Source organism: Microbacterium sp. NRRL B-14842, assembly GCF_050470785.1.
The window spans coordinates 1-25683 of the sequence record NZ_JBFLUM010000005.1 but is presented as its reverse complement, the minus strand read 5'-3'; the positions used below and the strand labels follow the sequence as shown (position 1 = coordinate 25683).

Here is a 25683-nt window from a genome sequence, read left to right as displayed (position 1 = left end):
GTCCCAGACCTCCCGCTCCAGGACAGCGAGTCCTGCGGGTGGATGCCGAGGCTCTCGCTGTACGGGATGTACATCGCCTCCGCCGCCCGCTCCCAGGACTCCGCCTCACCGGATCCGAGGACCCGTCCGCTCGACGAGGGCCGCGTAGTCCTCCGGGTAGCTGTCGCGGATCTCCCGCACGACCTTGGCCGCGTAACGGAGGTTGTACCGCGCCATGACGTTCGTGTACAGGTTGTCGTTCACGACGGTCGTGTACTCGTCCGGGCCCGTGACGCCGTGGATGTGGAACGTCTGGAGGCCATCGCCGGCACCGGACTGCTCCACGAGCCGCGACCCCCCGCCAGAAGCCGAGGGTGGCCCAGAGCCGCGCGGTCTCGATCGCGACCGTCGGCACCCTCGCGACGCAAGAACGCCTCGTCCCCGGTCGCCCGCACGTACTTGCCCAGCGCGAAGCTGATGTCGGCGTTGATGTGGTACTGCGCCGTGCCGGCGGCGTAGTACGCCCGAGGCCTCCTCGCCGTTGATCGTGCGCCACGGGAACAGTGCGCCGGCCTCGTTGAGCTGGGCGGCCCGGCGACGCGCGGCGGGGAGCATCTTCACCCGGGCCCGCAGCGCGTTGTAGGCCCACCGCGGCGTCGTGTAGGTGAGGAAGGGGAGCACGTAGATCTCGGTGTCCCAGAAGTAGTGGCCGCTGTAGCCGGAGCCGGTCAGCCCCTTGGCGGGGACGCCGGCGCCGTCGGCCCTGGCCGATGCCTGCGCGAGCTGGAACAGGCACCAGCGGGTGGCCTGCTGCAGGTCGTCGCGCCCGCCGATCTGCACGTCGCTGCGCTCCCAGAACGCGTCGAGCCACTCGCGCTGACGCCGGAACACCGTCTCCACGCCCTCGTCCGCGGCCCGGTCGAGGGACCGACGGCAGCGGTCGACGAGCTCCCGCGGGGGCACGCCGCGGGAGGAGTGATAGCTGACGAGCTTGGTGATCGTGATGGGCACGCCGGCCTTCGCCTGCACACGGAAGACGTTCTTGGCGATGTCCGGCTCGATGAGCGTCCGGACGTTGTAGTCGTTCTCCGTCTCGATGATGTGATCGGCGACGACGGCGACGGTCATCCCGGACGCGGCGACCCGATACGACAGGGCGGAGCGCAGGCCGTCCTGCCAGTGCTCGGCCGGCTGCAGCACACGGTCCGCGATGCGCTCGGCCTTGCGCGGGTCGAAGGCGGCGCCCTTGGTCGTCATCGGAGAGCCGGCATACACGCCCGCCCCGTCCTGACGGTTGAGGAGCTGGCAGCTGATCGTGACCGGGGCGTTGGCGTTCTCGACGACGACCTCGAGCCGCAGCACCGCGAGGTGGCGCTCCTCGAAGCTCACGAGACGCTGATCCCGCATGCGCACCCGCTTGCCGGAGGGCGTCTCCCAGACCACGCGCCGTTCGAGCACCCCCGTGCGCATGTCGAGCGTGCGGGCGTACTCGCGCACGTCCGCGTCGTCGAGGGAGATCGGCTCGTCGTCGACGTAGAGCCGCATCACCTTGGCGTCGGGGGCGTTGACGATGGTCTGGCCGACCTCGGCGAAGCCGTAGGCCTGCTCGGCGTGCCGGATGGGCCAGGTCTCGTGCAGACCGTTGATGAAGGTGCCGTGCTCCTGCGCGCCACGCCCCTCGATGTGGTTGCCCCGGAGCCCGAGGTAGCCGTTGCCGACCGAGAACAGCGTCTCGCCGACGCCCTCCTCCGAGTAGCGCGTCTCGATGAGACGCCACGGGTCGACGGGGAAGCGGTCGCGGTCGATCATGCGGTCTCCGGGGTGTCGGTACGGGTGGCGGGAAGCAGGACGCCGAGGTCGTCGACGACGTGGGTGGCCCCGGCGGCCCGGAGCGCGTCGGCGCCCGCTCCGCGGTCGACGCCGATGACCACGGCATACCCCGCCGCGGCGGCGGAGGCGGCACCGGAGGTGGCGTCCTCGACGGCGATGCTGCGGGCCGGGTCGACGCCGAGGGCCGTGGCGCCGGCGGCGAACATGTCGGCAGCGGGCTTGGAGGCGAGGTGCTCGCGCTCGGCGACGACGCCGTCGATCACGACGCGGAAGAAGGAGCGGATGCCGGCGGCCGCCAGCACCTCCTCGGCGTTCTTCGAGCTGGAGACGACGCCGAGCGGGATCCCGGCGGCGTGCAGCGCCTCGACCACGGCGAGGGAGCCGGGGAACGGAGCGATGCCCTGGCTGCGGAGGGAGGTCGCGAACGCGGCGTTCTTGCGGTTGCCGATCCCGCAGATGGTCTCGGCCGACGGGTCGTCGTCCACCGAGCCCCACGGCACCTCGACGTTGCGGCTGCGCAGCAGACTCGCGACGCCGTCGTAGCGCTTCTTGCCGTCGACGTAGGCGAAGTAGTCCTCGTCGGTGTACGGCGGAGTGATGTCCCAGCGGGCGAAGACGTCGTCGAAGACCGCCTTCCAGGCGCGCATGTGCACCTCGGCGGTCGGCGTGAGGACGCCGTCGAGGTCGAACAGCACACCGTCGGCGTGGAACAGGTCGGGCAGCGCGTGTGGCACAGAGCCTCCAGGAGAAGGACGAGGGTCGGGTCGGCACCTCTCCGTGCCACTGTGCAAGCGTAATGGCGGTGACGCGCGCGGGGTAACCCCGGACCGGGATCAGAGCATCTCGGCGGTCTGCCTGGCGATCTGCAGCTCCTCGTCGGTGGGGACGACGAGGACCGTCACGGCGGACGCATCCGTGGAGATGACACGGATGCCGCGCTCCTTCGCCTCGTTGCGGGCGGGATCGATCTCGATCCCCGCGAAGCCGAGCGTCGCCATCGCCGCTGCCCGCACAGGGGCCGCGTTCTCGCCCACGCCGGCGGTGAAGGACACGACGTCGACCCCGCCCAGCTGGGCGATGTAGGCGCCGGCGTAGGCCCGGAGACGGTGGACGTACACGTCGAAAGCGAGTGTCGCGGCCTCTTCGCCCGCAGCGACCCCGGCGAGGATGTCGCGCATGTCGCTGCGACCGGCGAGGCCGGCCAGCCCGCTGCGGGTGTTCAGGAGCGCGTCGAGGTCGTCGATCGTGTAGCCGGCACGGCGCGACAGGTGCACGAGGGCGGCCGGATCGAGGTCGCCCGAGCGCGTCCCCATGACGAGCCCCTCGAGCGGGGTGAGTCCCATCGACGTCTCCACCGAGCGGCCGCCCTCGATCGCGGTGACCGAGGCGCCGTTGCCGAGGTGGAACACGAGCTGCCGCAGGGAGCTGAGATCGCGCCCGAGGAAACGCGCGGCGGCCGCGCTGACGTACTGGTGGCTCGTGCCGTGGAAGCCGTATCGACGGACCCGGTGCGCGGCGGCGAGCTGCGCGTCGATCGCGTAGGTGTAGGCCGCCGGCGGGAGCGTCTGATGGAACGCCGTGTCGAACACCGCGACGTGCGGGACGTCGGCGAATACGGCGCGGGCCGCCCGGATGCCGGCGAGGTTCGCGGGGTTGTGCAGCGGTGCCAGCACGGCGAGCTCGTCGATCTGCCGCTCGACGTCGGCGTCGATCAGGGTCGGCGCGTAGAAGCGCGCCCCACCGTGCACGACCCGATGCCCCACCGCGACCGGCGGATGGGCATCGAGCGAAGGACCGTGCGCGGCGAACTGCGCGCGCATGACCTCGAAGGCCGCAGCGTGGTCGGGGATGGGCTGCTCGTCGCGGTAGGTGGCGTCGAGCATCGTGGCCGACGGTCCGTCACCCGGCTCCGGGCGCACGGTGTGGGCGACAGGGCTGGACTCCTGTCCGATGCGCTCGATGAGCCCGCTGGCGAGTTCGTCCTCGTGCGCGGTGTCGATGAGGCTGTACTTCAGCGAGGACGACCCGCTGTTGATGACGAGGATCGCGCTCACGCCCCCTCCCCCGATCGCTCGTCGCCCTGGGCCTGGATCGCCGTGATGGCCACCGTGTTCACGATGTCGTCGACGAGCGCACCGCGGGACAGGTCGTTGATGGGCTTGTTGAGCCCCTGGAGCACTGGACCGATGGCCACGGCGCCGGCGGAGCGCTGCACCGCCTTGTAGGTGTTGTTGCCGGTGTTGAGGTCGGGGAAGACGAACACGGTCGCCCGCCCCGCCACCGCCGAGTCCGGCAGCTTGGCCTTGGCGACCGCCGCGTCGGCGGCGGCGTCGTACTGGATGGGGCCCTCCACCAGGAGTTCGGGAGCGCGCTCGCGCACGAGTGCCGTCGCCGCCCTGACCTTGTCGACGTCGGCTCCCGACCCGGACTCACCAGTGGAGTACGACAGCATCGCCACGCGGGGGTCGATGCCGAACTGCCGGGCGGTGGTGGCGGACGAGATCGCGATGTCGGCGAGCTGTTCGGCCGTGGGATCGGGGATGACCGCGCAGTCGCCGTACACGAGCACGCGGTCGGCGAGGGCCATGAGGAACACGCTGGAGACGACGTTCACACCCGGCTTCGTCTTGATGATCTCGAAGGACGGACGGATCGTGTGCGCCGTGGTGTGCGCGGCACCGGAGACCATGCCGTCGGCGAGTCCGAGGTGCACCATCATCGTCCCGAAGTAGGAGACGTCCGTGACGGTGTCGGCGGCCTGCGCGAGCGTGATCCCCTTGTGGGCGCGCAACCGAGCGTACTCGGCGGCGAAGCGCTCCACGAGAGCCGGGTCGGTGGGGCTCACCACGTGCGCACCGGCGATGTCGAGGCCGAGCTCCGCCGCCCGCGCACGGATCGCGCCGTCGTCGCCGAGGATGGTCAGCTCCGCCACCTCACGGGACAGCAGCGCCGCCGCCGCGCGGAGGATGCGGTCGTCGTCGCCCTCGGGGAGGACGATATGGCGACGGTCGGACCGCGCGCGCTCCATCAGTCCGTACTGGAACATGAGCGGTGTGACGACGTGCGACTCGGCGAGCCCGAGCTGCTCGGTGAGCTCGGCCACGTCGACATGCGCCTGGAAGAGTCCGAGTGCCCGGTCGTAGCGACCGCGCGAGTCGGCGGAGATGCGACCGCGGGCGCCCATCACCCGTACCGCCGTGTCGTAGGTGCCGAGGTCGGTCGTGATGATCGGCACCGAGGAGGCGAAGCCGTCGAGCAGCTGGAGGATCGGTTCGGGCAGGGGGAAGGGACCGTTGAGGATGATCCCGGCGATCCGCGGGAACGTGCCGGAGGAGTCGGCGAGGAGGGCGGCGAGCAGCACCTCGGTGCGGTCGGCGGGGATCACGACGACGGCCTCGTCGGTGAGACGCGGCAGGACGTTCACCATCGACATCCCGGCCACGACGATGGACAGCGCGACCGCGGTCAGGCGATCCTCGTCGCCCTTGAGCAGCGTCCCGTCGACGGCGGAGACGATGCCGCGGATGGACGGTGCGACGAGCGCGCGGTCCTCGGGCAGCGCCCAGACCGGGGTGCCGGCGGGGAGGACGGCGCGCACCGCGTCGACGATGGCATCGAGCCCGTCCGGGTCGGCCCTGTTCACGGCCACCGCGAACAGCTCCGCGCGCTCCTCGGCGAGTTCCGGCAGCGCGAGGGCGGCGATCTGGCCGACGGCGGCGGGCACCCGCGCGGTCGTGGTGCCGAGCTGCTCGGCCTGCCGCTGCTGGTCGCGCCCGCTCAGCACGAGCAGGACGGGGGCGCCGAGGTTCGCCGCGATCCGGGCGTTGAAGCCGAGCTCCGCGGGGCTCGCGACGTCGGTGTAGTCGCTGCCGACGATCACCACCGCGTCGCACTGCGCCTCGACGGCCTTGAAGCGGGCGACGATGGTCGACAGCGCGCCCTCCGGATCGGCGCGCACATCGTCGTAGGTGACGCCGATGCAGTCCTCGTAGTCGAGCTGGACGCCGTCATGGGCGAGCAGCAGCTCGAGGATCTCGTCGCGCTCCGCGACCGCCCGGGCGATCGGGCGGAAGACCCCGACGCGCGGTGACACGCGCATCAGCGCGTCGAGCGCCCCCAGGGCGATCGTCGACTTCCCGGTGTGGCCTTCGGCCGAGGTGATGTAGATGCTCCGCGACACGGCTCCAGCTTAGGCGGGCGCCCCGACACCGCACCCCACAGCTGCCGTGACAATCGCGGCGGTCACTCGCACGGGCCGGAGAGCACGTCGACGACCGCCGTCGCGTCCTCCTGATACCGCGTGTAGTAGTCCCGATCGGTGTTCACCTGCACCCGGTGGATGGCATGCGAGGGCGCCATCGACGGCCAGTCGGGCACGCGTCCGAGGCGCTCGAAGAACAACCGGGCGGCGGTGGCCGGATCCATCCGCTGCTCCACGCTCCCCCACCAGTCCTGCTGCTGGAAGAGGCCGATGCTCGTCGTGCGCGATCCATCCGGATTGGTCCAGCCGCGCGTCTCCCAGTCCCCGTAGTCGATGTTGCGCAGACTGCTCTCGCCCATCGCGGTCATGACGCCGAGGATCTGGCCGTCCCGCGCGAACCCGAGCTCGTCGGCGGTGCGGATGATGGTCGCAGCGTTCTCGAGCTGTTCACCGCTCCATCCGGCCACCCCTGCCTGGGGGAAGGTCGACGGACGGTCGAGGCAGACCGGCGCCGGATCCCTCGCCAGCCCCAGCGGGATGAGCACGAGCAGCGCCGCCCCCGCGGCCACCACGGCGGCGGACACGGCGACGCGCCGCAGGGTCCGCTTCCGCTGTGCGCGCCGGGCGGCTCGACGGCGGGCCTCGCGGCGTCGGCGGTTGGCGGCCTCGCGCGACGCGGCGGGCCGCCGGGTCGACGTGGTCCGCGTCCCCGTCGTCCTCCTCGTGCGCGGAGCCGTCATCGTCCGATGGCGCGGCGCTGGTCGGGACGCCGTCCGGCGAGCGCGGCCGCACCGCCTCCGATGGCGCCGAAGAGGTGCCCCTGCCAGGACACGCCGTCCGCCACTCCGAACACCCCGGCCAGCATGGTGCCGCCGTAGAGGCCGATCACGACGACGGCGATCACCGCGTAGAGGATGCGATGCGCCACCCGGCCGGGGGCGAACACCCGCATCACCACGTAGCCGAAGTAGCCGAACACGAGTCCGGAGGCGCCGACCGTCAGCGTGCCGGGCGCGTTCACGAGCCAGGTCCCGAGCCCGCCGACGACCGCGACGATCACGGTGACCGCCCAGAATCGGCGCGTGCCCTCGACGGCCACCAGGCAGCCCAGCACGAGGAACGGGACGGAGTTCGCGATCAGATGCGCCCAGCTCGCGTGCAGCAGCGGCGCGAACACGATCCCGAGCAGCCCGGCGGGATCCCACGAGCGGATGCCGAGGCCGCTGAACGAGCCCGGCAGCACGGCGTCCGCGAACTGCACCGCCCACATCGCCGCGAGCAGCAGCACGGGCGACGCGAATCGCCGCAGCGGATGCTCGGGTCTGGCCGGCGGAGGAACGGTCACCGCTCGATTGTCGCAGGAGCACCCTGGGGCCGGCTGGACGCGGGCAAAAGAAAAGACCCTCCGCGCACCCAGCAGAGCCCGGTTACCCTTGCTGCGTTTCCGCCCTGGGGGAATTGGCCTGGATGCCGCCACGCGGAGAGCCGTCGTCCACTCTACCCGACGCCGACCGGCGCGATGACACACCGCACTCTTTGAGAGACTGTGCAGGTCATGGATCCGCTCGCCCACCCGCTCTCGTCGTGGCGGTTCCGCGGACCGCTGCGCACGTACCAGGCCGAGGTGCTGGAGCGCATCGAGGTCGGCTCCGACGAGAAGATGCACGTCGTCGCACCGCCGGGTTCCGGCAAGACCCTGCTCGGACTGCTGCTCGCCGCGCGGGAGGGACACCGCACGCTCGTCCTGACTCCGACGCTCACCATCCGCCAGCAATGGCTCCGGGAGGCGCGGAAGCTCGCCCCCGAGGACGACGCTGTCTCGGACGATCCGCGGCGGCTCGGAGACCTCACCGTGCTGACCTACCAACTCCTCAGCGTCACCGGCGACGGTTCGCCGTTCGAGGAGCTGGCGCGTCATCGGTGGATCGCCGAGCTCGCCGAGACCGATCGGTCCGAGGCCGATGCGGCGACCTGGCTCGCCACACTCGAGGTCGACAATCCCGATCGCTACCGCTCAGGACTGCGGCGGCGGGTACGCCGGGTGCGCCGCTCGTTCTCGCAGCAGCGCCCGGAGGAGCTGGCCCGGGTGCTGCACCCCAACGCCGTGGAGGTCATCGACGCGATCGTCGGCTCCGGAGTGCGCACGATCGTCCTGGACGAGTGCCATCACCTGCTCGACCACTGGGCGCTGGTCGTCGCCTACCTGGCGGCGCGCATCCGGGCCGCGGGATCGCCCCCGGTCCTGATCGGCCTGACGGCGACGCTCCCCTCCCCCGACGACGGTGTCGAGTACGAGAACTACACGCGCCTGCTCGGAGACGTGGACTACGAGGTGCCCGCCCCCGCGGTGGTGAAGGAGGGCCACCTCGCGCCCTATCGGGACTCGATCTGGTTCACCCAGCCGGACCCGACCGAGGCCGCCTTCATCCGCCGGCACGAAGCCCTGCTCGCGGATCTCGTCGGGCAGGTGCTGTCCTCGCCGGATGGCGTGGCGTATCTGGAGGCGACGTTGCAGCCGGAGCCGGCGGCGGGCTCCGTGCCACCGACGGGGACGGATGACCCCGACATCGCGCGGCGGGCACGGCTGGAGCACGCGCTCTCCACGGACTTCACGCTCACCCGGGCCGCCGGCGTCGTCCTCCGAGCCGCGGCGCCGGGGCATCCGCTCGGCGCGCTCCTGCCGCCGGTGCTGTTCGGCCGCTGCACGACCGACGACCTCCTCACCGTCCTCACCCGTTTCGCGCAGACGCGCCTACTCACCGACCCCACCGCCCTGCGCCAATGGGAGCACGTGCGCGGAGCTCTCGCGGATTTCGGCCTGCACCTCACCGATCGGGGGCTGCGACGCGGCCGGGACCCGGTGGAGACCACACTGACGTCTTCGGTGGCGAAGGACCGCGCGGCCGTGGACATCCTGCGCCGCGAGCTGAGCGGAGACGCCGGCGCCCAGATGCGGGCGGTGATCGTGACCGACTTCGTCGAGCACGGGAGCCGCCGCGGGCTCACCGGGCAGCCCGCCGGCGCGCTCCGCGTCTTCGACCTCCTGGCCGCCGACGAGGTGACAGGGACGCTGCGTCCGGTGCTGCTGACCGCCCATCATCTGCGGGTGCGGGCCGTCGATGCCGCCGACCTCGCGGAGCAGCTGTCCGCGGTGCTCGGGGACGAGGTGACGGTCGTCGACGGAGCAGGAGGCACGCGGGATCTCCGCGTCGCCGAGGCCGGACGGGGCCAGGTCGTCGCGGCCGTCTCGGAGCTGATCCGACGCGGCACCGTGCGGGTGCTCGTCGGCACCCGAGGACTCCTCGGCGAGGGGTGGGACTGCCCGTCGGTGAACACGCTGATCGATCTGACCGCGGTGGCGACGAGCACCGGCACCCAGCAGCTCCGGGGGCGCACCCTGCGTCTCGACCCCGCATGGCCGGAGAAGGTGGCGCACAACTGGTCGGTGGCGTGCGTCATCCCCGCGTCCGTCGACCTGGACAGCCCCGCCGAGACGCAGCGCCTGCGACGACGACACGGACACCTCTGGGGGCTCAGCGCCGACGACGGCACCCGGATCGTCTCGGGACTGGACCACGCGCTCCCCTCCGCCGCGATCGCCGCACTCGACGACGTCCTCGAGAAGGTCCCCGGCGCCACGATCGAGAGGATCAACGAGGAGACGCTCTCGCGGCTCCCCACCCGCGCCCAGACCAGAGCGGACTGGCGGATCGGCGAGCCTCACGACTCCCGGGAGCGCGACGTGGTCTCCGTCCGCACGACGCCGGAGGCCCGCCTGCTGCGGACGGGACCGACCCTCGCCGCTGCCGTGCCCCTGACATTCGGATTCAGCGCGACCGGCATCGCCCTCGGAACGGCGGCGTTGGGGGCGATCGGCGCAGTCTCCCTCCCGCTGGAGGCGGGCGTCACCGTCGCGGCGCTCGGCGGCGTGCTGGCGACCGCTGTGGTGTGCGGGTCCAGCGTGCTGCGCGCGTTGCACCGCCTCCGTGACCCCGCTGCTCTGTACGGCGGCGCCGCGCTGGCCATCGCCCGGTCCCTCCACGACGCCGGACGGGTGGGGCCCTTCGATGCCTCGACCGTCCGGGTGCGCAACCGCTCCGCCGCCGACTTCTGGATCGAGATCGCCGGACCGCGGAGCGACCGCGCACTGATCGCCGACGCCCTGCAGGAGCTGTTCGCCGTGGCCGAGAGCCCGCGCTTCCTCCTGCGGGTCGACCAGGGGATCTTCGGCCGGCCCGGTCCCGTGCTCGACCGCATCCGCTCGATCGTCGACCGCGCCGTCCCCGGTCGTCGTCTGCTGCCGGTTCCCGCAGCGCTCTCCCGCCGCCGAGCCGACGCCGAGGCTTTCGCCGCGCGGTGGCGGGAGACGGTCGGGCAGTGCGAGCTCCACGAACTCCGGGGGACGACGGGTCTCGCGCTGCTCCAGGTCGCCCGCCTCACCCCTGCGCTGCTCGACCCCGCGGAGCCGCGGTACCGGATCTGGGGCTGACGGCCGACCCTGCCGTCCCCGCAGACCGGCCAGCCCGACGTGGTCCCGCAGGCCGTGCGGAGCGTACGATCGATGCACGCGCATCGTTGCGCCGGACGAGAGGGAACGCATGCCAGAGAACGCCCCCCTGAGCCCGGTCGCGATCGACGCCGACGGATTCGCCGCACAGACGGCGGCCATCCTCGGCTCGATCAGCCAGGTGATCGACGGGAAGCCCGAGGCCGTGCGCAGCGCCCTCGTCTGCCTGCTCGCCGAAGGCCATCTGCTCATCGAGGACGTGCCCGGGGTCGGGAAGACCATGCTGGCGCGCGCCCTCGCCGCCACCGTCGATGCCACCGTCCGGCGCATCCAGTTCACCCCGGATCTCCTTCCCGGCGACGTGACGGGCGTGTCCGTCTACAACCCCGTCGACCGCGAGTTCGAGTTCAAACGCGGCGCCATCTTCGCGCACATCGTCATCGCCGACGAGATCAACCGCTCCTCCCCCAAGACCCAGTCGGCGCTGCTGGAGGCCATGGAGGAGGGGCAGGTCACGGTCGACGGCTCCACCCACCGGCTGCCCGATCCGTTCCTCGTGGTCGCCACGCAGAACCCGCTGGAGATGGAGGGCACGTACGCGCTCCCCGAGGCGCAGCGCGACCGCTTCATGATGCGCATCTCGATGGGCTACCCCGACCCCGCGGCCGAGGCCCTCATGCTCCGGCAGCGCGACGTCGTGAATCCGCTGGCGACCGTCACCCCCGTCGCGGACGCCGCCGCGATCTCCCAGCTCATCGCGTGGGCGCGCGCCGTGCACGTGGCGCCCGCCCTCGAGGAGTACGCCGTCTCCCTCGCCCAGGCGACGCGGAACGACCCCAGCCTGCACCTCGGCGCCAGCCCGCGGGCCACGCTGCAGCTCGTCCGCGCCGCGAAGGTCTGGGCCGCGCTGGACGGCCGCGACTACGTCATCCCGGACGACATCACCGACCTGCTGATCCCCGTGTTCGCGCACCGGCTGCTCCCCGCCCGCGGGGCCCACCGTGCCGGCGCGCAGCCGGTCGAGGCCGCACTCACCCAGATCGCCGAGCGCGTCCGCGTCCCCGTCGCGACCCGCTCCTGAGGACGCGATCATGCGCCGACGTCGACTGCTCACGCCGCGCGGCACCGGTGCGCTCGTCGCCGCGCTCGCGTGCGTGATCGCGGCCAACGTCCTCGGCGCCAGGATCCTCCTGTACCTCGGGATCCTGCTGGCTGCGCTCACGCTGTTCGCCGCCCTCGCCGTGCGTCTCCCGCGACGCTCCGGAACGGTCAGCCGACAGATCTCGACCGACCTGCTCACGGTCTCGGAGACCTCGCGGGTGACGGTCCGCTTCACGCTGCGCGCCCTCCGGGTCCCGCACGGGCTCTGGCACGACGTCCTCCCCACCGCGGTCGCCGGCGACTCGGGGGGCGAGTATCCCGGGGACACACCCCAGCTGAACTACCTCATCACCGGCGTCCGCCGGGGTGTCTGGCCGCTGGGCCCCCTCCTGCTGCGCACCGTCGACCCGTTCGGTCTCGCCCAGCGCGAGCAGGCCTTCGGCGACACGCGCACCATCACGGTCGTGCCGGAGGTCTTCGCGCTCACCCCGCTCGCCGTGCGGATCGGCGCCGCGGGCGGGACCGCGCACACCTCCTCCACCCGCCTGGGCCAGGGCAGCGACAACCTCTCCCCCCGCGGCTACGCACCGGGTGACTCGATGCGACGCATCCACTGGAGGGCAACGGCGCACCGCGGCGAACTCATGGTCCGGCAGGAGGAGGAGGAGTCGAGCCCCGACGCGGTCGTCGTGCTCGACCGCGCCGCCGGCGGCTGGGCCACGGGGACCGATACGGTCGATCCGGCGTTCGAAGCCGCCGTCTCCCTGTGCGCGTCCGCCGCCGTGCACCTCGCTGCGGAGGGGTACAGCGTCGACGTGCTGGACAGCGCCGGCACGCTCCTCGGCGTGCTCCGCGGACACGAGGACGACAGGGACGGCCTGCTGGTCGCCCTGGCGATGGTGACGCCGCGCGGCGAGAGGCGCGACCTCGCCGCGCTCCTGGGCGGGACACCGCCGGGGCCGCTCGTCTACGTGACCGGTCGGCTGGACGAGGAGGACGCCGCGCTCCTGCGTCCGGCGGGGGCCGCAGCGCCGCTGCTGTTCAGTACCGATCCGCTCCCGGGAACGGAGGACGCCGCCCGCCAGCACGGCTGGACCGTGACCCGGCTCGGCGTCGACGTCGCGGATGCCTGGGACGACGCGCTGTCGGCGCGGACGGGAGCCGCCGATGTTCCGCGCTGAGCGCACGCGACCCGCCCCCGTGCCCGCCGACACCCGCGCACGCTGGCACCGTGACCGGGAGGAGCCGCCGTCCGGTGTCCTCGCTCCGGCGGCCCTCGCCGGCCTCGCGGCCCTCACGGCGCTGTGGCCGTTCACCGCCGTCATCGCTCCGGGGACCTGGTCGTTCGTCGCGACCGTCGTCATCATCGCGGTCGTGGGGGTCGGCGCGCTCGTGCGTCATCTCCTACGCGGGCGTTCGGAGGGTATCGCCGGGCTGCTCGCCCTTGTGGCGCAGGTCATCGTGGCGGTCGGCGTCCTCACGCTGCTCCTCGCCGGAGACACCGCGATCGCGGGGGTCGTGCCGACGCCCCGCACCTTCGGCCTGTTCCAGGCCCTCGCCTCCGCCGCGGCGGAGGAGATCGTCTTCGGTTCGGCCCCGCTGGAGGCCTCCCCGGGGCTTGCGGCCGCCCTCGGAGCAGGCTTCGCGGTCGTCGCGATCCTGCTCGATCTCCTGATCGCGAGTCGCTCCGCCGTGCTCACGACCGTTCTGCTGGGCGTCACCGGTGCGGTGCCCATGATCATCACCCTGGGTGCCCCGAATGTGGCCTGGTTCGCCCTCGCGGCGGTCGTGGCGCTCCTCGTGTTCCGCTTCACTGCACGTCGGCATCCGGAGTCACCGCGCCGCGCGTCGGCCGGCGTCGCGGTCGCCGTCGGTGCCGCCGCCGTCGCGACCACCCTCGTCGTGACGCCGCTGCTCCCGGTCGGCTCGACCATCACCGGCACCGGGGTCGGCGTGACCGTCGATGCCTCGCTACGGCTGGGCGACGATCTGCGGCAGCCGAGTCCGGTCGAGGTGCTGACGGTGGCCGCGAAGACCGACACCGCCCCGTATCTCCGCCTCACGACGCTCTCCCGGTTCGACGGCCGCGTCTGGCAGCCGGATCGCGGGGACCTGCAGTCTCAGGTCGACGGCTTCGGGGATCCGGAGTGGGGGGACGACATCACCACCGCGGAGCAGACGACCTCGATCCGGGTGCTGCGCATGTCGAGCTCCTGGCTCCCGCTGCCGTATCCGGCCACGGAAGTGCAGGGTCTGAGCGCCGCGTGGCGCGTGTCGCCCGAGAACCGCACCCTCTTCTCCCGCCGCGCCGATGCGGTCGGCAACGACTACACGGTCACCTCGCTCCGCGTGACGCCGACCCTGGAGCAGATCCGCGCCGCGGAGGCCGCTCCGCCCCTCGCGGACGCGGAGGACGAGGACGTCGAGCTTCCGGACATCATCTCCCGGCTGGCGACGGAGGTCACCGCGGACGAGGAGACCGACTACGACCGCCTCGTCGCCCTGCAGAACTGGTTCCGGTCGCAGTTCGAGTACTCGCTGGAGACGCCGGTCGACGAGGGGTTCGACGGGACCGGCGCGGACGCGGTGGCACGATTCCTCGAAGAGCGGTCCGGATACTGCGTGCACTTCGCCGGCGCCTTCGCCCTCATGGCCGAGAGCCTCGGCATGCAGGTGCGCATCGTAGTGGGCTACCTCCCCGGGTCCCTCACGGACGAGAAGCGCGGAGACGAGTCGATCTTCTCGGTGTCGAGCGATCAGCTGCATTCCTGGCCCGAGGTGCTGTTCCCCGGGATCGGCTGGGTGCCGTTCGAGCCGACCGCCTCGCTCGGCGTCCCCACGGCCTTCCGTGCGGGCACGACCGCAGGCGGGACCGGCGGAGGCCCCGCCACTCCTGCGCCGACGACCGCACCCCAGACGGAGGAGACCTCCGGCCCCGAGGTCGATCGGCGGGATGCCGATGCCGGCTCGACGGACTCCGGAGAGCTGCGCCGGCTGGACCCGACGCCGGTGGTCCTCACCGTGCTCGGCATCGTGGCGCTCCTCCTCCTTCCCGCGCTCGTCCGGCTCGTCGAGCGGCGCCTCCGGATGCGCCGTGCCGCTCGCGGAGACGCCGCCGCGGCCTGGGCGGAACTGCGCGACACCCTGATCGATCTCCGGATCGCGGTCTCGGATGCGGACAGTCCGCGGATGCGGGCCGCCGGGCTCGTCAGGGATGCGGGAGCCGACGAGGCTGCGCTGGGGCGGCTCATCGCGGCGGTGGAGCGCGCCAACTACGCCCGCGCGTCCGCGGCGGAGGACGACCTCGGCGCGCCCTTGCAGTCCGTGCTCGCCAGTCTCCGCGCGCATGTCGACGGGTCGACGCGGGCACGCGCACTGCTGCTGCCGCGGTCGCTCTACGCTTCGCGCGGATCAGACGCCCGGCTCCTGGTGTGACCGTCGTCGCGCCGCTCAGGCCCGCGTCGGCACGGTGGCCGCATGCGCGGGGCACGCGACGGCCTCGCAGTCCGCGCAGACGACGGACTGCACGCGGCACGACGGGTCAGGGCAGTTGGCGGTGCGCTTGGTCGCCGCGCCGCATCCCACGCACATACCGATGACTCGCGCGTGGTCCGAGAAGTCGACGGATCCACGCCCGTCGAAGACGTAGAGCGATCCGTCCCAGAGGCCGTCGTCGCCGAAGGTCTCCCCGTAGCGGACGATGCCGCCCTCCAGCTGATACACCTCGCCGAAGCCGCGGGCGACCATGAGACTCGACAGCACCTCGCAGCGGATGCCGCCGGTGCAGTACGTGACGACGGGCTTGCCCTTCAGGTCGTCGTAGGTGCCGGAGTCGAGCAGGCGCACGAAGTCCCTGGTGGTCTCCGTATCCGGCACGACGGCGCCACGGAAGCGTCCGATCTCGGCCTCCAGCGCGTTCCGTCCGTCGAAGAACACGACCTCGTCCCCGCGCTCGGCGACCAGGGCGTGCAGCTGTTCGGGGGTGAGCCGCGCGCCCCCGCCGACGACGCCGTCCGCGTCGACCCGCAGCTCATCCGGGGCGCCGAACGACACGATCTCGTCGCGCACCTTCACACTCAACTTCGGGAAGTCGAGGCTGCGACCCGACGCGTCGAGCCCGGTGCCCTCGCTCCACTTGATGTCGGCGTCGCGGAAGGGCGCATAGGAGCGGAATGACCGCACCCATTTCTTCAGCACCGGGAGGTCGCCGCCGAGAGTGCCGTTGATGCCCTGCGACGAGATCAGCAGCCGACCGCGCAGCCCCAGCGCCTCGCCGAGATCGCGCTGCCAGACGCGGATGGCCTCCGGGTCGGCGAGCGGGGTGAACGCGTAGAAGAGGAGGATCTTGGGGGTGGCCACCCAGGAATCCTACGTCGCCTCCCGCGGGCCTAGGTCACGTCCCGCCGCAGGAACACGGCCGATCCCGCCCCCACCGCGAGGAGGATCCAGCCCGCCGCGATCGGCGCCGCCAACAGCCCGAGTCCTCCGCCCGCCGGGATCCCGATGGCGGACCCGTCGAACCGGAAGGCGTCGAGCAGGGCAGGAAGAGGCAGGTAGACGGCGCCGGCGCTCCAGAACATCGCCACGAGCAGCCCGACCCCCATCGAGAACGCGGTGACGAACAGCGCCGCGAGATGCGCCTGCACGACGATGCCGACCCCCAGGCCCCAGAGGGCGGCGGCCGCGCCGAGGGCGAGGGCGGCCATGACGGCGGACGGATGCACGGGGATCCCGCCCATCGTGACGAACAGCGCCGCGCGGCCGCCGAGGACGGCCGCGACCGCGACGACCGCGCCGCCCAGCGCCGAGGCAGGCATACGGACGACGAGCATCGCCCACCGGGACTCCAGCATCAGTCGCTGCGCGACGACACCGTCCCGCCGGTCGATCGTGTAGCGGAAGGAGCCGTAGACGGCGGCGAGGATGCCGGCGTAGGTCGCGAGCACGGCGTCGAACGGGGCCACCAGTCCTTCCCGCGCCTCCCGTGGCGCATCGCCGAGCTCCGCCGGGATGCTGGTCGCCAGGGACAGGGACAGCACGAAGGCCGCCAGTGCCATCCCGAGGAGGACGACATCCCCGGCCGCGCCGCGCGCCTGCGCCCGCAGCGCCCGACCGATCACGCGACGCTCCGGCGTCCTCGGACGGCGGCGAGCGCGACGAGACCGATCGCCCACGCCACCCCGATGCCGAGGGCAGGCACGAAGGCGAGCAGTCGTCCCTGGTACTCCGGCACGCTCAGCGCGGCGATGGCCATCCCGGGTGAGAACCGCGCGATCTCCGGTGCCGTCCGCAGCAGCGCGAACTCCAGCGCCATCGGGAAGACGAGGACGATGATCGCCGTCGCGTAGTAGTTCCGGGTGATCCAGCCGATCGCCCCGCCGATGAGAGCACCGAGGACGACCCCGGCCACGGCCCCGGCGATGATCCGCCATGCCTCGGCGGTGAAGACGAGCGCGAGCCCGTGGCGAGCGAGCAGGAGGGAGATCGCGAGCGTCCACAGCAGGAAGACGACGCCGGCCAGCGCCAGGGCGATGAGGACGCCGGCGACCAGTTTCCCTCGGAAGGCGCGACGGAACCCGACCGCCGTGAGCGTGCGGTCCATGGAGCCGTAGTAGTACTCCCGCGTCACCGGGTAGGCACCGACGAACGCCGCCGAGATGACCGACCACGCGAGCGGCTCCAGCAGTCGAGCCGTCGCCGCGCCGGGGTCGAGGCCGTCCAGAGCGAAGCGCGAGCCGTCGGAGAAGAGCACGAACGTCGGCATGAGGACGGCGACGAGGTACACGGCGAGGATCGACAGCCCGCTCACCGCGCGCAGCAGCTCGCTGCGGATCACGCCGCTCACGCCGGGGCTCCCTCGACGAGGTCGAAGTACCGACTCTCGAGCGAGTCGGCCCCGCCGGTGACCAGATCGTCCAGCCGTCCGGCGAAGAGCGCCCGACGCTTGATCACGACGACCTCGTCCACGACCTGCTCGAGTTCGGGGAGCTGATGACTGGAGACGAGGACCGTGCCGCCGCGTTCGGCGAAACCGCGGAGGAACCGGCGCAGCCAGCGGATGCCGTCGGGATCCAGCCCGTTGGCCGGTTCGTCGAGGATGAGCGTCCGCGGCGCGCCGATCAATGCGGCGGCCAGCCCGAGCCGCTGGGCCATGCCCGTCGAGTACGTCTTCACGCGCCGACGCGCATCGGCGGCCAGGCCGACCTCGGTGAGGACCTCGTCGACGCGGTCGCGGGGCGCCCCGGCGGCGAGTCGGCAGATCTCCAGATGCCGTCGCCCCGAGATGCCCGGCTCGAAGCCGAACCCGTCCATGTGGACGCCGACGTGCGTAGCGGGGTTGTCGAGCGCACCGAACGGCGCCCCGTCGATGAGGGTCTCTCCGCCGGTCGGGCGCACGAGGCCGACGATCGCGCGCAGCGTCGTCGACTTCCCCGCGCCGTTCGGTCCGAGGAGCCCGACGATCGCTCCGCGGGGCACGGCGAACGACAGGTCCTCGACGGCGGTGCGGTGTCCGAACCTCTTGGTCAGGCCGCGCACCTCGATGGCGTGCTGATTCATGCTCATCCTCTCTCCTCCTCGCTCGTGGGGGTCGCCAGCGGCGACACGGCCGCCGCCCAGAGCGCATGCCACAGCGGGGTCGTGCCCAGCTCGACCCGCGCCTGTCCGGCTGCCGGCAGGGCGCTCCTCTCCCCGGTCACCTCGACCTCCGCAACGGCCGTCGCCGCGACAGTCACCCCGGGCACCCTGACCGGGTACAGCGCCTCGATCGGAACCTCGGCCTCCGCCGCAGGGCGGACCGCGGTCCTCCCCTCGCCCCGGTACTCGTTCGCGAGGATCCCCCGCGTCGACAGGATGACGCGTGCACCGTCCGGGATGTCTGCACCGGCGTCCGCTCCTCCGCGGACCAGGACCACGCGGTCGTCGTCCACCCAGAACCCGAGTGTCGCGGCCGTCGGGACCGGGATGAGGATGCCGGCGGCCACCGTGCCGACGGCGAGCGCGGCGGTCACCGCGACGAGACGAGTCCGGGAGACACCGGATCGCCGCACACGGATCAGCGCGCGCACCAGGAGGGCGAGACCCACCACGACCACGACGCTCTCCAGGGCGAGCACGACGAGGCTCGCCCCCGCCCCGCCTCCGACGAGCAGCTGTGCGGTCCGCACGACCGCGAACAGCACCATCACGACCGGCGCCATCAGACAGCACAGGCCGAACGGCACGCTCCACCACCGCTCCAGCGCCCGAGGCTGCCGCGGGCCGCCGAACAGGACGCGGGCGAGGAAGCCCGCGCCGTCGCGGACCGTCCTCCCCCGGAGATTCGGTTCGTCCAGCGCACTCATCAACGCGATGTACCCGTCGAACCGCACGAACGGGATCAGGTTCACGAGGACGACGACAGTGCAGGAGATCGCGAGGAGCAGCAGCGTCTCGCGGGCCGTCGACGCCGGCAGGCCGAGAGCCGCGAGCATCGCCACCGCCGCCGCGGTGGCGTGGACGGCCGGACCGGCGAGCGCGATCGCCACACGATGCCGACGGTCGGCGAGCCGCCATCCGTCCGTCACATCGACGAAGAACGCGGGCGTGAGGTAGAAGAGCATGAATCCGGCGCGTCGGGGCCGGCCGCCCAGCCGGGTGAGGGTGAGCCCGTGCGCGGCCTCGTGGAACAGCGTCGCGAGTCCCAGCGCCACGACGACGACGATGAAGCCGGTGAGCGGTAGGGGGCGCGTGAGCACGTTCCTGAGATCGCCGGTCTGCAGGATCGCGGCGACGGCCCCGGCGACGAGCACCGCGGCGACGGCCGCGAGGGCTGCTCGGCGCGGGACGGGGACGACCAGCCGGTCCAGGCGCGCGAAGAGGGCCGGCGCACGGAGCGTCGCGAACTGCAGGGTGAACGGCGGTCGGTAGGCGACGCGGCCGGGTGGGCGGGACGCGCCCCCGTCCAGGAGACCGTTGTCGCGGAAGCGCTCCACCAGTCGCAGCACGCTCTCGTCGGTCGCCTCCGGCGCGAAGCGTACCCGCAGCGCGGAGACCGGGGTCCGGCCGTCCATCGCCGTCAGCAGGTCGACCACCGCCCGAGACAGCCGCGCGGACGGGACACCCTGCACCGTGGCGAGCCACACGGAGCCCTCGCCGGTGGGCTCAAAATCCACGCCGGTCGCCAGAGCGGGACACGTCTCCGCGGTGAGGGGGTCCCGCCCTCGTCCGCGCTGTCGCCACAGGGACCGGGAATCCGCGGCGGTCATCGCGCACCCCCTCGATCCCCGGAGAGAGACGTCGTGAGGAGCAGGATCTCCCCGGGGACCGGAGTCCGCACCGGAGAGATCCGGGGCGCCGTGAAGCCGGCCGCGACGAGTTCGTCGGCCAGGATCTCGGGGCTCAGCACGTGCAGCCGGCTCGTGAGCACCGGCACCTCCGCGCCCGGGGCGATATCGGCGAGACGGACCCAGTTGACCACCCGTACGGCGCCGTCGTCCTCGATCTGCTGCGCGAACAGGTAGGGCTCGTCTCCGGCGCTTCCGGGAACCACGATCTCGCGGTCGGCCGTCACCGCGAGGCGGTCCGCCGACGCTCTGCCCGCGACGGTGAGGGCGAAGACACCGGTGGAGTCGAGATGACGTCGGACACCCGCGTAGAGACGCGCCCGGCCCTCCCGGTCGAGCACCGTGATGGAGGTCGCCCCGAGGATGACCAGACCGTACCGCCCGTCGAGCGCGAGGTCGCGCATGTCCGCGACAACGCACTCGACCGTCGCGCCGTGCGGAACGGCTCCGCGGAGGCGCGCGAGCATGTCCGCCGAGAGATCGACCGCCGTGACGTGGTGCCCGGAGCGCACGAGCGGCACCGTCAGCCGTCCGCTCCCGGCCGCGAGGTCGAGGACGGGACCGGGGACCGCGCGCGCGAGCGCCAGGACCTCCCGGACCTCCGCCCGGTCCGGGCCGACGAGCCGGTCGTAGAAGTCTGTGCCGGCCCCGGCGTACAGATCCTGCCCGCGGGCGGTCGCGCCGACCAGGTCGAGCCGTGCCGCCACGGTCTCGGTGATCAGGGATGTCATCCGTGCATCGCCTCTCCTCGCAGGGATGGTCGGGGGGTGCGGGCGGACGATCCCGCCCGCACCCTCTGTCAGGTCGCGATGGCGGCGGCTCCGCCGATGATCGCGATGATGTAGCTCGCGTGCTCCCACCACTCGAGCGGGGTGTCGATCTGTTCGAGTTCCAGGAACTCCAGCGACGTGGTCTGCAACGTGCACCTCCTAGGTCAGAGCGAGAATTCCGATGATCACGCCCACGGCGAAGCCGCGGATGTAGTCGTCGGCATCGCCCGGCGCATCCATGGCCTCGAGTTCGGTGAACTCGAGCGCCGGCAGTGCTGCGGTCATGCGTCCCTCCTTCCTCTGTCTGATCCGGATGCGGCCAGGCGGCATCAGGTGGCGGCTGCCGCGCCGATCCCGATGAGGACCAGCGCGCCGATCACGCCCTGGTAGAAGCTGTCCCAGCTGGGCGCCTCCATCGGGTCGAGCTCCTGGAACCGGATGCTCATCTCCGTGCTGTCGTTCATTCACATCACCTCCTCTCAGCGGTTCGGGGCCGGCGATCGCCGACCGGGGGCGTGCTCCACCGGGAGTCGTGGAGCACGGCGCGGATGTCCGTGGCACGGATTCCGCGCAGCATGGGTCGGTGGTCTCCCCAGGCGGTCTCGACCGCAGCGGCGACCCGATCGATCTCCGTGCGCTCGGGCGCGGCGGTGACGGGAGGTCTGCCTGATCGACGAGCGCGGCGATGCCGGCGGCCGGCTCGCGGGGTAGCCCGGTCGCGCCCACGACGCCCGTCCAGAACGCGTCGAGGCTGACGCGATCACCCCAGCGGAGATCGCCCGCGCCGATCCGACGCCAGACCGCGGCGATGACCGCCACGGTGGCCGTCATCTTGCGGACGCCGAGATGGAAGGCGACCTCGTTCGCGAGGTACCAGTGTCGGGCGCTGTACGGATCGGGTCCGCGGAGCGCTGCCGTGCGCTGGGTGGCGGCGCTCAGGCGCGCGAGACGCAGGCGCCCCGCCGCCGATATCGCTTCGCCGGCTGCGACCTCGAGGAGAGCGCGGCCGAGCAGCCTCGCGTCGCGCTCCGCTCGCTCCGTCCGCGGGCTCGTCGACGCTCCGGCCACCCGGAGGAAGGCCTCCAGCGCCCCTTCCCGCACGGCAGCGGGGCTGAGCGTGGCGAGCCGTTCGGGATCGAGGACGGCGTGACGCGGGCGCAGCGGTCGACCGATGAGGAGCCGGGACCCGTACCTGTTCCGGAGGATGGCGACGCTGTTCGTCTCCGAGGACGTGCCGAGTGTCGACGGCATCGCGATGATGTCGACGGGCGGAGGCGCGTCGGGCAGGACCGTGAGCGCTGCCGTCGCCGCGTGCCGGAGGGCGAAGTCGAAGAGGCGTCCGGGGCTGAGCGCCAGGGCCGCGATCTTGCTCGCATCGAGGACGCTTCCGCCTCCGACGGCCACGATGACCTCGGGCGGGCGCCGGATGATCTCGTCGGCGATCAGGAGGACCCCGACCTCGTCCACCGCGGAGGCGTCCACCGTCATCCTCCGCACCTGCTGTGCGGTCGGAAAGGTGTGCGCGACGGCCGCGTCGGCGATCACGAGCGTGTCCCGCCCCGCCGTCAGACGCCCCGTCGTCTCTCGGGCGCGGGGTCCGTGCCACAGCGTGGGGACGCGGCCGGCGAAGGGCACGCTCATGCCGCCGCCTCCCGCACGCGCGCCAGACCGGCCCGCACGGCACGATCGGTCTCGGCCAGTTCCGCCAACGAGAAGCCGTAGGCGGGGATGAGCTGGAAGGAGCTCGGACCGGGGTGGACCACGACGCCGCTGTCGGAGATGGCGGACACCACCTCCAGGACCTCGGTGCCGGAGAGCGGGGAGTCGTCGGGCCGACGGAGCCCCAGGCCGACGAAGCAGCCGGAGCCGGTGACATCGGTGACGATCCCCTCGTCCTGCCAGCTCCGGGCGAGGCGGTGCAGCGCGGTCGCCAGTGCCTGGGCGGTCGCCTCGACGTCGATACGGCGGAGCTCGTCGATCACGGCGAGGATCGCCGCGGCGCAGGCCGGCGTGCCCGCCTGCGTCTCCCCGTGGACGAAGGTCCACCCGCCGCGCGCGTAGGCCATCGCGATGCGGTGTCCGACGAGGAGCACGGCGGCCCCCATCGCGCCGTTCGTCAGCGCCTTCGACAGGATGAGGACGTCCGGAGCGGACGCCCAGCGGTCGGTGGCGAACAGCGAGCCGGTGCGGCCGAAGCCGGTCGCGACCTCGTCCGCGACCAGCAGGAACCCGTGCCGCTCGCGCAGCTCCAGGAGACGGTGGACGAAGGCGTCGGACAGGGCGTGGGCGCCGCTGCCCAGGACCGGCTCCACCACGACCGAGGCGACGCGGGACCCCTCGCGCTCCAGCAGCGCCGCGAGTTCCTCCCCGTCGTCGGAGTGCGACACGTGCCGCACCGTCCGCCGGTCGACGCCCGTAGACGGACTGCAGCAGGTCGTCGCCGCTCAGCACGTGACTGCCGTACATCGTGCCGTGATAGCTGCCGCGGAGACCGACGACGAGGGATCGAGAGCCCGCGCCCTGCTGCGCCCAGTACTGCCGCGCGAGCTTCATCGCGGCATCGTTGGCCGCCCCGCCCGATGTGGAGAAGATCACGCGGCGGTAGCGCTCGGAACCCGCGAGGGCGATGAGGGCGTCGGCGGCATCCTCGGCGTACCGGTGCGGTGCGCGGAACAGCGACAGATACGAGGCGTCGCGCGCGGCCCTGTTCACCGCTTCGGCGACCCGGGGGTTGCCGAAGCCGAGGGGGACGTTCCACAGCCCGCTCGTCGCGCACAGACGGTGGGAGCCGTCGGCGTAGAAGATCCGATGCCCGGAGGCGCCCACCGCCACGCGATCCGGAGGGAAGGCGGTGTCGGCGGGGAGCATGGATGTCCACAGCGCGTGCGGCACGCTCATCGGGTGCCGCCGCTCTGGCCGCTCTCGACCGGACGGCCGAGACGGAGGCCGAGCACCTCCAGCGCCTCGAGGGAGAGTCGCCGCGCATTGCGCGTCGGGCACTCCGCACGCCCGTGCGACGCGAGCCGCCGCCAGCCCGCGCGTCCGCGAGGTCTGGATCGCGTCGACCACGGTGGCGGTCAGCGGGGACAGCAGGTGCCGGCCGCCGCGTCCCGACATCGGCGAGCAGGAGCCCCTCGGCGGTGTCGAGCAGGAACGGATCGGTGGCCTCGGGCTCCGCATCCGCCAGCCGCCGTCGTCGAGGAGCGTCCACCGAAGCCCGCGATCCGGCCGGTTGCCGTTCGGCAGGCGGAGCATCTTCCGGAGATCGGCCGCATCGAGGTACCGGCCGATCCACAGCCGGGCGTCGAGTTCGGTGATGAGGTCGGCCGAGCCGGGCACGCCGCCCAGCGCCGATGCCTCGGGCAGGGCCTGCCCGAGGACGGCGGGGAGGTCGCGCACGTGACCGATCTCCTGCCCTTGCAGCCCGAGGTGCACGCCACCGTCCGCGTCGATGCGCAGGGCGCTCGGAGTCTCCACCTCGTGTGGCCGCGCTGAGAACGTGGCGACCCGCGAGCAACACCCGGGGGTCGAGCATCGCGGCGGCGAAGACCCCGGTGCTGCGGGCGAGATCGGCGTCGCCGAGGAAGGCGCGCCAGCTCGCCTCGTCGAAGAAGCGCACGGCCGTCGGTCCGATGATCTGGACGAACGAGGCCGCGATGTAGTCCTGGAGCTCGACGCCGCGCTCCCCCAGGAAGAGCTCGTCGCCGAGGTCGGCGAGCGTTCCGCTGTAACCGACGATCCTCGCCGTCCCCGGCCGCGACGTCGATTCGAGGGTTCTGGAAGATCACATCCTCTGGCCCTGCCGCCGCAGCGACAGCCTCCGCCCCCGCCTCGGTCTCCAGCAGGAACACGCGGGTGCGGGCCTCCCGCGCTCCCGTGACCCACGCCCGCAGGGCGTGCGGGCCGAGGAGCGGGTCTTCGCCCGTCGGTCCCTCGTCGCGTCGTGCCGTCGTCGCACTCGTCCCCATGATCCCCCCAGAGAACCGGATCCGCCTGACGCCTTTGCGTCTTCATATGAAGATATCCAGACCTCTGATGACGTGCAATATAACAGCTTTCACCGCCGCGCCCGGTGATCGCCGGCATGTCACGAGGTCGGCGGGACATCGGATAGGATGGACAGGTTGTTCCCTGGTGACGTGTCCGAGCGGCCGAAGAGCACGCTTGGAAAGCGTGTGTTGTGCAAGCAACCGCGGGTTCGAATCCCGCCGTCACCGCCACAGACGAAGAAGACCTCCGCATCGCGGAGGTCTTCTCTCGTTTCGGGTGCCGTCAGCCGTCGAAGCGCACCCCGTACGTCAGACCACCCGGTCCGGACGGCAGCCGGGTCATGCCGAGCCGCTCGTAGAAGGCGGCCGCGCCGCTGTTCGCGGGGTCCATCCCCAGATGCAGGGCCGGGACACCGCGTCGGCGCAACTCGGCGAAGAGCGTCTCGATGAGACCGCGCCCCAGCCCCTGCCCCTGGGTCTCCGGCAGCAGGTCGATGTGCAGATGCGCCGGATACTCCGCCGCGTTCGGCTCGACGCCCAGGCTCCCTCGTGTACCCGTACTCGATCAGCTTCTGCTCGCGTGTCTGCGGGTCGGGCCGACCGCGGATAGCGCGCGTGAAGGGTGGGCCACCACTCATCACGGAACCAGGCGTAGAACGCGTAGGTGTCCGTCGGTGGCGACGATGTAGCCGATGGTGCGCCCGTCCTCCGCCTCCACGACCCAGGCGAGGTCCGGGTGCCGCTCGACGTACGGCACCGCGAAGAGGTTCCCCCAGAGCTCGTGATCGGACAGCACCCCGGTGGCGTCTCCCCCGGCGTCGGCCGTCCGCAGGCAGATCTCGAACATCCGCCGCGCGGATCGGTCGGACGGTAGGGACGGATACGCGACACGGAGGCTCCTCGGGCAGGTCAGGTTCCGCTCAGCCTATCGGCGCGTGCGGTCGCCTCGACGTTCGCGTCGCGCCCACGGCACCAGCCAGGC

21 protein-coding genes, 1 tRNA gene, 1 other RNA gene and 2 pseudogenes are annotated in these 25683 nt (G+C 72.3%); 6 read left to right on the top strand and 19 right to left on the bottom strand.

Annotated elements, in window-relative coordinates; genetic code table 11:
* Nucleotides 1-105: 105 nt before the first annotated feature.
* The 7 genes from AB1285_RS17105 to ffs all read right to left on the bottom strand — a co-directional run bounded on the left by AB1285_RS17105 (nt 106) and on the right by ffs (nt 7500).
* On the bottom strand, nt 106-1788 hold the full coding sequence (locus tag AB1285_RS17105; protein WP_429977540.1) for a glycoside hydrolase family 65 protein: 1683 nt from the start codon (nt 1786-1788) through the stop codon (nt 106-108).
* Nucleotides 1785-2543, bottom strand: a complete 759-nt coding sequence (locus AB1285_RS17100; RefSeq protein ID WP_187662165.1) for a beta-phosphoglucomutase family hydrolase — start codon at nt 2541-2543, stop codon at nt 1785-1787. Before AB1285_RS17100 ends, AB1285_RS17105 begins: the two co-directional genes overlap by 4 nt.
* A gap of 99 nt (nt 2544-2642) precedes the next feature.
* Entirely contained in the window at nt 2643-3863 is a 1221-nt protein-coding gene (locus AB1285_RS17095) for an acetate/propionate family kinase (protein ID WP_187662166.1), read from the bottom strand.
* Nucleotides 3860-5989, bottom strand: a complete 2130-nt coding sequence (pta, locus tag AB1285_RS17090) for a phosphate acetyltransferase (RefSeq protein WP_370429100.1) — start codon at nt 5987-5989, stop codon at nt 3860-3862. Before pta ends, AB1285_RS17095 begins: the two co-directional genes overlap by 4 nt.
* Nucleotides 5990-6051: 62 nt before the next feature.
* Nucleotides 6052-6750: a hypothetical protein gene (locus AB1285_RS17085; RefSeq protein WP_370429099.1), complete on the bottom strand. Its 699-nt coding sequence runs from the start codon at nt 6748-6750 to the stop codon at nt 6052-6054.
* On the bottom strand, nt 6747-7355 hold the full coding sequence (locus AB1285_RS17080) for a rhomboid family intramembrane serine protease (RefSeq protein WP_280568572.1): 609 nt from the start codon (nt 7353-7355) through the stop codon (nt 6747-6749). The genes AB1285_RS17085 and AB1285_RS17080 overlap by 4 nt, the downstream gene beginning before the upstream one ends.
* 48 nt (nt 7356-7403) lie before the next feature.
* An RNA gene (gene ffs / locus AB1285_RS17075) (signal recognition particle sRNA small type) lies at nt 7404-7500 on the bottom strand.
* Nucleotides 7501-7565: 65 nt separating this feature from the next.
* Between ffs and AB1285_RS17070 the strand changes: the two genes are divergently transcribed.
* The 4 genes from AB1285_RS17070 (at nt 7566) to AB1285_RS17055 (ending at nt 15053) form a co-directional block, all read left to right on the top strand.
* Nucleotides 7566-10499: a DEAD/DEAH box helicase family protein gene (locus tag AB1285_RS17070; RefSeq protein WP_370429098.1), complete on the top strand. Its 2934-nt coding sequence runs from the start codon at nt 7566-7568 to the stop codon at nt 10497-10499.
* Between the two features lie 109 nt (nt 10500-10608).
* Nucleotides 10609-11598, top strand: a complete 990-nt coding sequence (locus tag AB1285_RS17065; protein ID WP_187662170.1) for an AAA family ATPase — start codon at nt 10609-10611, stop codon at nt 11596-11598.
* Nucleotides 11599-11608: 10 nt separating this feature from the next.
* Nucleotides 11609-12799: a DUF58 domain-containing protein gene (locus tag AB1285_RS17060; RefSeq protein WP_280568579.1), complete on the top strand. Its 1191-nt coding sequence runs from the start codon at nt 11609-11611 to the stop codon at nt 12797-12799.
* Nucleotides 12786-15053 carry a transglutaminaseTgpA domain-containing protein gene (locus tag AB1285_RS17055; protein ID WP_370429097.1) on the top strand — a complete coding sequence of 756 codons (2268 nt, stop codon included), beginning with the start codon at nt 12786-12788 and terminating at the stop codon, nt 15051-15053. The genes AB1285_RS17060 and AB1285_RS17055 overlap by 14 nt, the downstream gene beginning before the upstream one ends.
* Before the next feature lie 15 nt (nt 15054-15068).
* On the opposite strand, the gene AB1285_RS17050 is transcribed toward AB1285_RS17055, so the two are convergent.
* From AB1285_RS17050 to AB1285_RS17005, 10 genes and pseudogenes are all read right to left on the bottom strand, one after another.
* On the bottom strand, nt 15069-15977 hold the full coding sequence (locus tag AB1285_RS17050) for a rhodanese-related sulfurtransferase (protein WP_370429096.1): 909 nt from the start codon (nt 15975-15977) through the stop codon (nt 15069-15071).
* 29 nt (nt 15978-16006) lie between these two features.
* Complete coding sequence (locus tag AB1285_RS17045) at nt 16007-16738, bottom strand: hypothetical protein (protein WP_187662174.1); 732 nt, start codon at nt 16736-16738, stop codon at nt 16007-16009.
* Complete coding sequence (locus AB1285_RS17040) at nt 16735-17463, bottom strand: ABC transporter permease (RefSeq protein WP_187662175.1); 729 nt, start codon at nt 17461-17463, stop codon at nt 16735-16737. Before AB1285_RS17040 ends, AB1285_RS17045 begins: the two co-directional genes overlap by 4 nt.
* A complete protein-coding gene (locus AB1285_RS17035) occupies nt 17460-18176 on the bottom strand; it encodes an ATP-binding cassette domain-containing protein (protein ID WP_187664210.1) in 717 nt (238 codons plus the stop codon). Before AB1285_RS17035 ends, AB1285_RS17040 begins: the two co-directional genes overlap by 4 nt.
* 2 nt (nt 18177-18178) lie before the next feature.
* Nucleotides 18179-19864 (bottom strand): daptide biosynthesis intramembrane metalloprotease, encoded by a 1686-nt coding sequence (gene mpaP, locus AB1285_RS17030; RefSeq protein ID WP_370429095.1) that lies wholly within the window; start codon nt 19862-19864, stop codon nt 18179-18181.
* Nucleotides 19861-20673: a daptide-type RiPP biosynthesis methyltransferase gene (gene mpaM / locus AB1285_RS17025; protein WP_370429094.1), complete on the bottom strand. Its 813-nt coding sequence runs from the start codon at nt 20671-20673 to the stop codon at nt 19861-19863. Before mpaM ends, mpaP begins: the two co-directional genes overlap by 4 nt.
* Before the next feature lie 68 nt (nt 20674-20741).
* The gene (gene mpaA3, locus AB1285_RS17020; RefSeq protein ID WP_292788270.1) at nt 20742-20861 is read right to left on the bottom strand and encodes an MpaA3 family daptide-type RiPP; all 120 of its coding nucleotides are present in this window, start codon (nt 20859-20861) and stop codon (nt 20742-20744) included.
* 10 nt (nt 20862-20871) lie between these two features.
* The gene (gene mpaA2, locus AB1285_RS17015) at nt 20872-22353 is read right to left on the bottom strand and encodes an MpaA2 family daptide-type RiPP (protein WP_429977541.1); all 1482 of its coding nucleotides are present in this window, start codon (nt 22351-22353) and stop codon (nt 20872-20874) included.
* Nucleotides 22350-23099, bottom strand: coding sequence for an aminotransferase class III-fold pyridoxal phosphate-dependent enzyme (locus AB1285_RS17010; RefSeq protein WP_429977539.1), 750 nt, complete (start codon nt 23097-23099; stop codon nt 22350-22352). The genes mpaA2 and AB1285_RS17010 overlap by 4 nt, the downstream gene beginning before the upstream one ends.
* A 121-nt stretch (nt 23100-23220) precedes the next feature.
* Nucleotides 23221-23580: pseudogene (locus AB1285_RS17005) on the bottom strand (aminotransferase class III-fold pyridoxal phosphate-dependent enzyme); the annotation flags it as partial.
* A gap of 614 nt (nt 23581-24194) precedes the next feature.
* Between AB1285_RS17005 and AB1285_RS17000 the strand changes: the two are divergent.
* Nucleotides 24195-24374 carry a hypothetical protein gene (locus AB1285_RS17000; RefSeq protein ID WP_429977538.1) on the top strand — a complete coding sequence of 60 codons (180 nt, stop codon included), beginning with the start codon at nt 24195-24197 and terminating at the stop codon, nt 24372-24374.
* A 471-nt stretch (nt 24375-24845) separates the two neighbouring features.
* Nucleotides 24846-24932, top strand: a tRNA-Ser gene (locus AB1285_RS16995).
* Between the two features lie 166 nt (nt 24933-25098).
* On the opposite strand, the pseudogene AB1285_RS16990 reads toward AB1285_RS16995, so the two are convergent.
* Nucleotides 25099-25188, bottom strand: a pseudogene (locus AB1285_RS16990) (GNAT family N-acetyltransferase); the annotation flags it as partial.
* A 150-nt stretch (nt 25189-25338) separates the two neighbouring features.
* Nucleotides 25339-25548: a hypothetical protein gene (locus AB1285_RS16985; RefSeq protein ID WP_429977537.1), complete on the bottom strand. Its 210-nt coding sequence runs from the start codon at nt 25546-25548 to the stop codon at nt 25339-25341.
* Between the last annotated feature and the right edge of the window lie 135 nt (nt 25549-25683).

What these genes read in the sequence shown, in the direction of transcription:
- AB1285_RS17105 (WP_429977540.1), bottom strand. Translation starts at nt 1,788, where the DNA reads ATGATCGACCGCGACCGCTTCCCCGTCGACCCGTGGCGTCTCATCGAG.
- AB1285_RS17085 (WP_370429099.1), bottom strand. Translation starts at nt 6,750, where the DNA reads ATGACGGCTCCGCGCACGAGGAGGACGACGGGGACGCGGACCACGTCG.
- AB1285_RS17070 (WP_370429098.1), top strand. Translation starts at nt 7,566, where the DNA reads ATGGATCCGCTCGCCCACCCGCTCTCGTCGTGGCGGTTCCGCGGACCG.
- AB1285_RS17065 (WP_187662170.1), top strand. Translation starts at nt 10,609, where the DNA reads ATGCCAGAGAACGCCCCCCTGAGCCCGGTCGCGATCGACGCCGACGGA.
- AB1285_RS17060 (WP_280568579.1), top strand. Translation starts at nt 11,609, where the DNA reads ATGCGCCGACGTCGACTGCTCACGCCGCGCGGCACCGGTGCGCTCGTC.
- AB1285_RS17055 (WP_370429097.1), top strand. Translation starts at nt 12,786, where the DNA reads ATGTTCCGCGCTGAGCGCACGCGACCCGCCCCCGTGCCCGCCGACACC.
- AB1285_RS17035 (WP_187664210.1), bottom strand. Translation starts at nt 18,176, where the DNA reads ATGAATCAGCACGCCATCGAGGTGCGCGGCCTGACCAAGAGGTTCGGA.
- mpaP (WP_370429095.1), bottom strand. Translation starts at nt 19,864, where the DNA reads ATGACCGCCGCGGATTCCCGGTCCCTGTGGCGACAGCGCGGACGAGGG.
- mpaM (WP_370429094.1), bottom strand. Translation starts at nt 20,673, where the DNA reads ATGACATCCCTGATCACCGAGACCGTGGCGGCACGGCTCGACCTGGTC.
- mpaA2 (WP_429977541.1), bottom strand. Translation starts at nt 22,353, where the DNA reads ATGAGCGTGCCCTTCGCCGGCCGCGTCCCCACGCTGTGGCACGGACCC.
- AB1285_RS16985 (WP_429977537.1), bottom strand. Translation starts at nt 25,548, where the DNA reads ATGTTCGAGATCTGCCTGCGGACGGCCGACGCCGGGGGAGACGCCACC.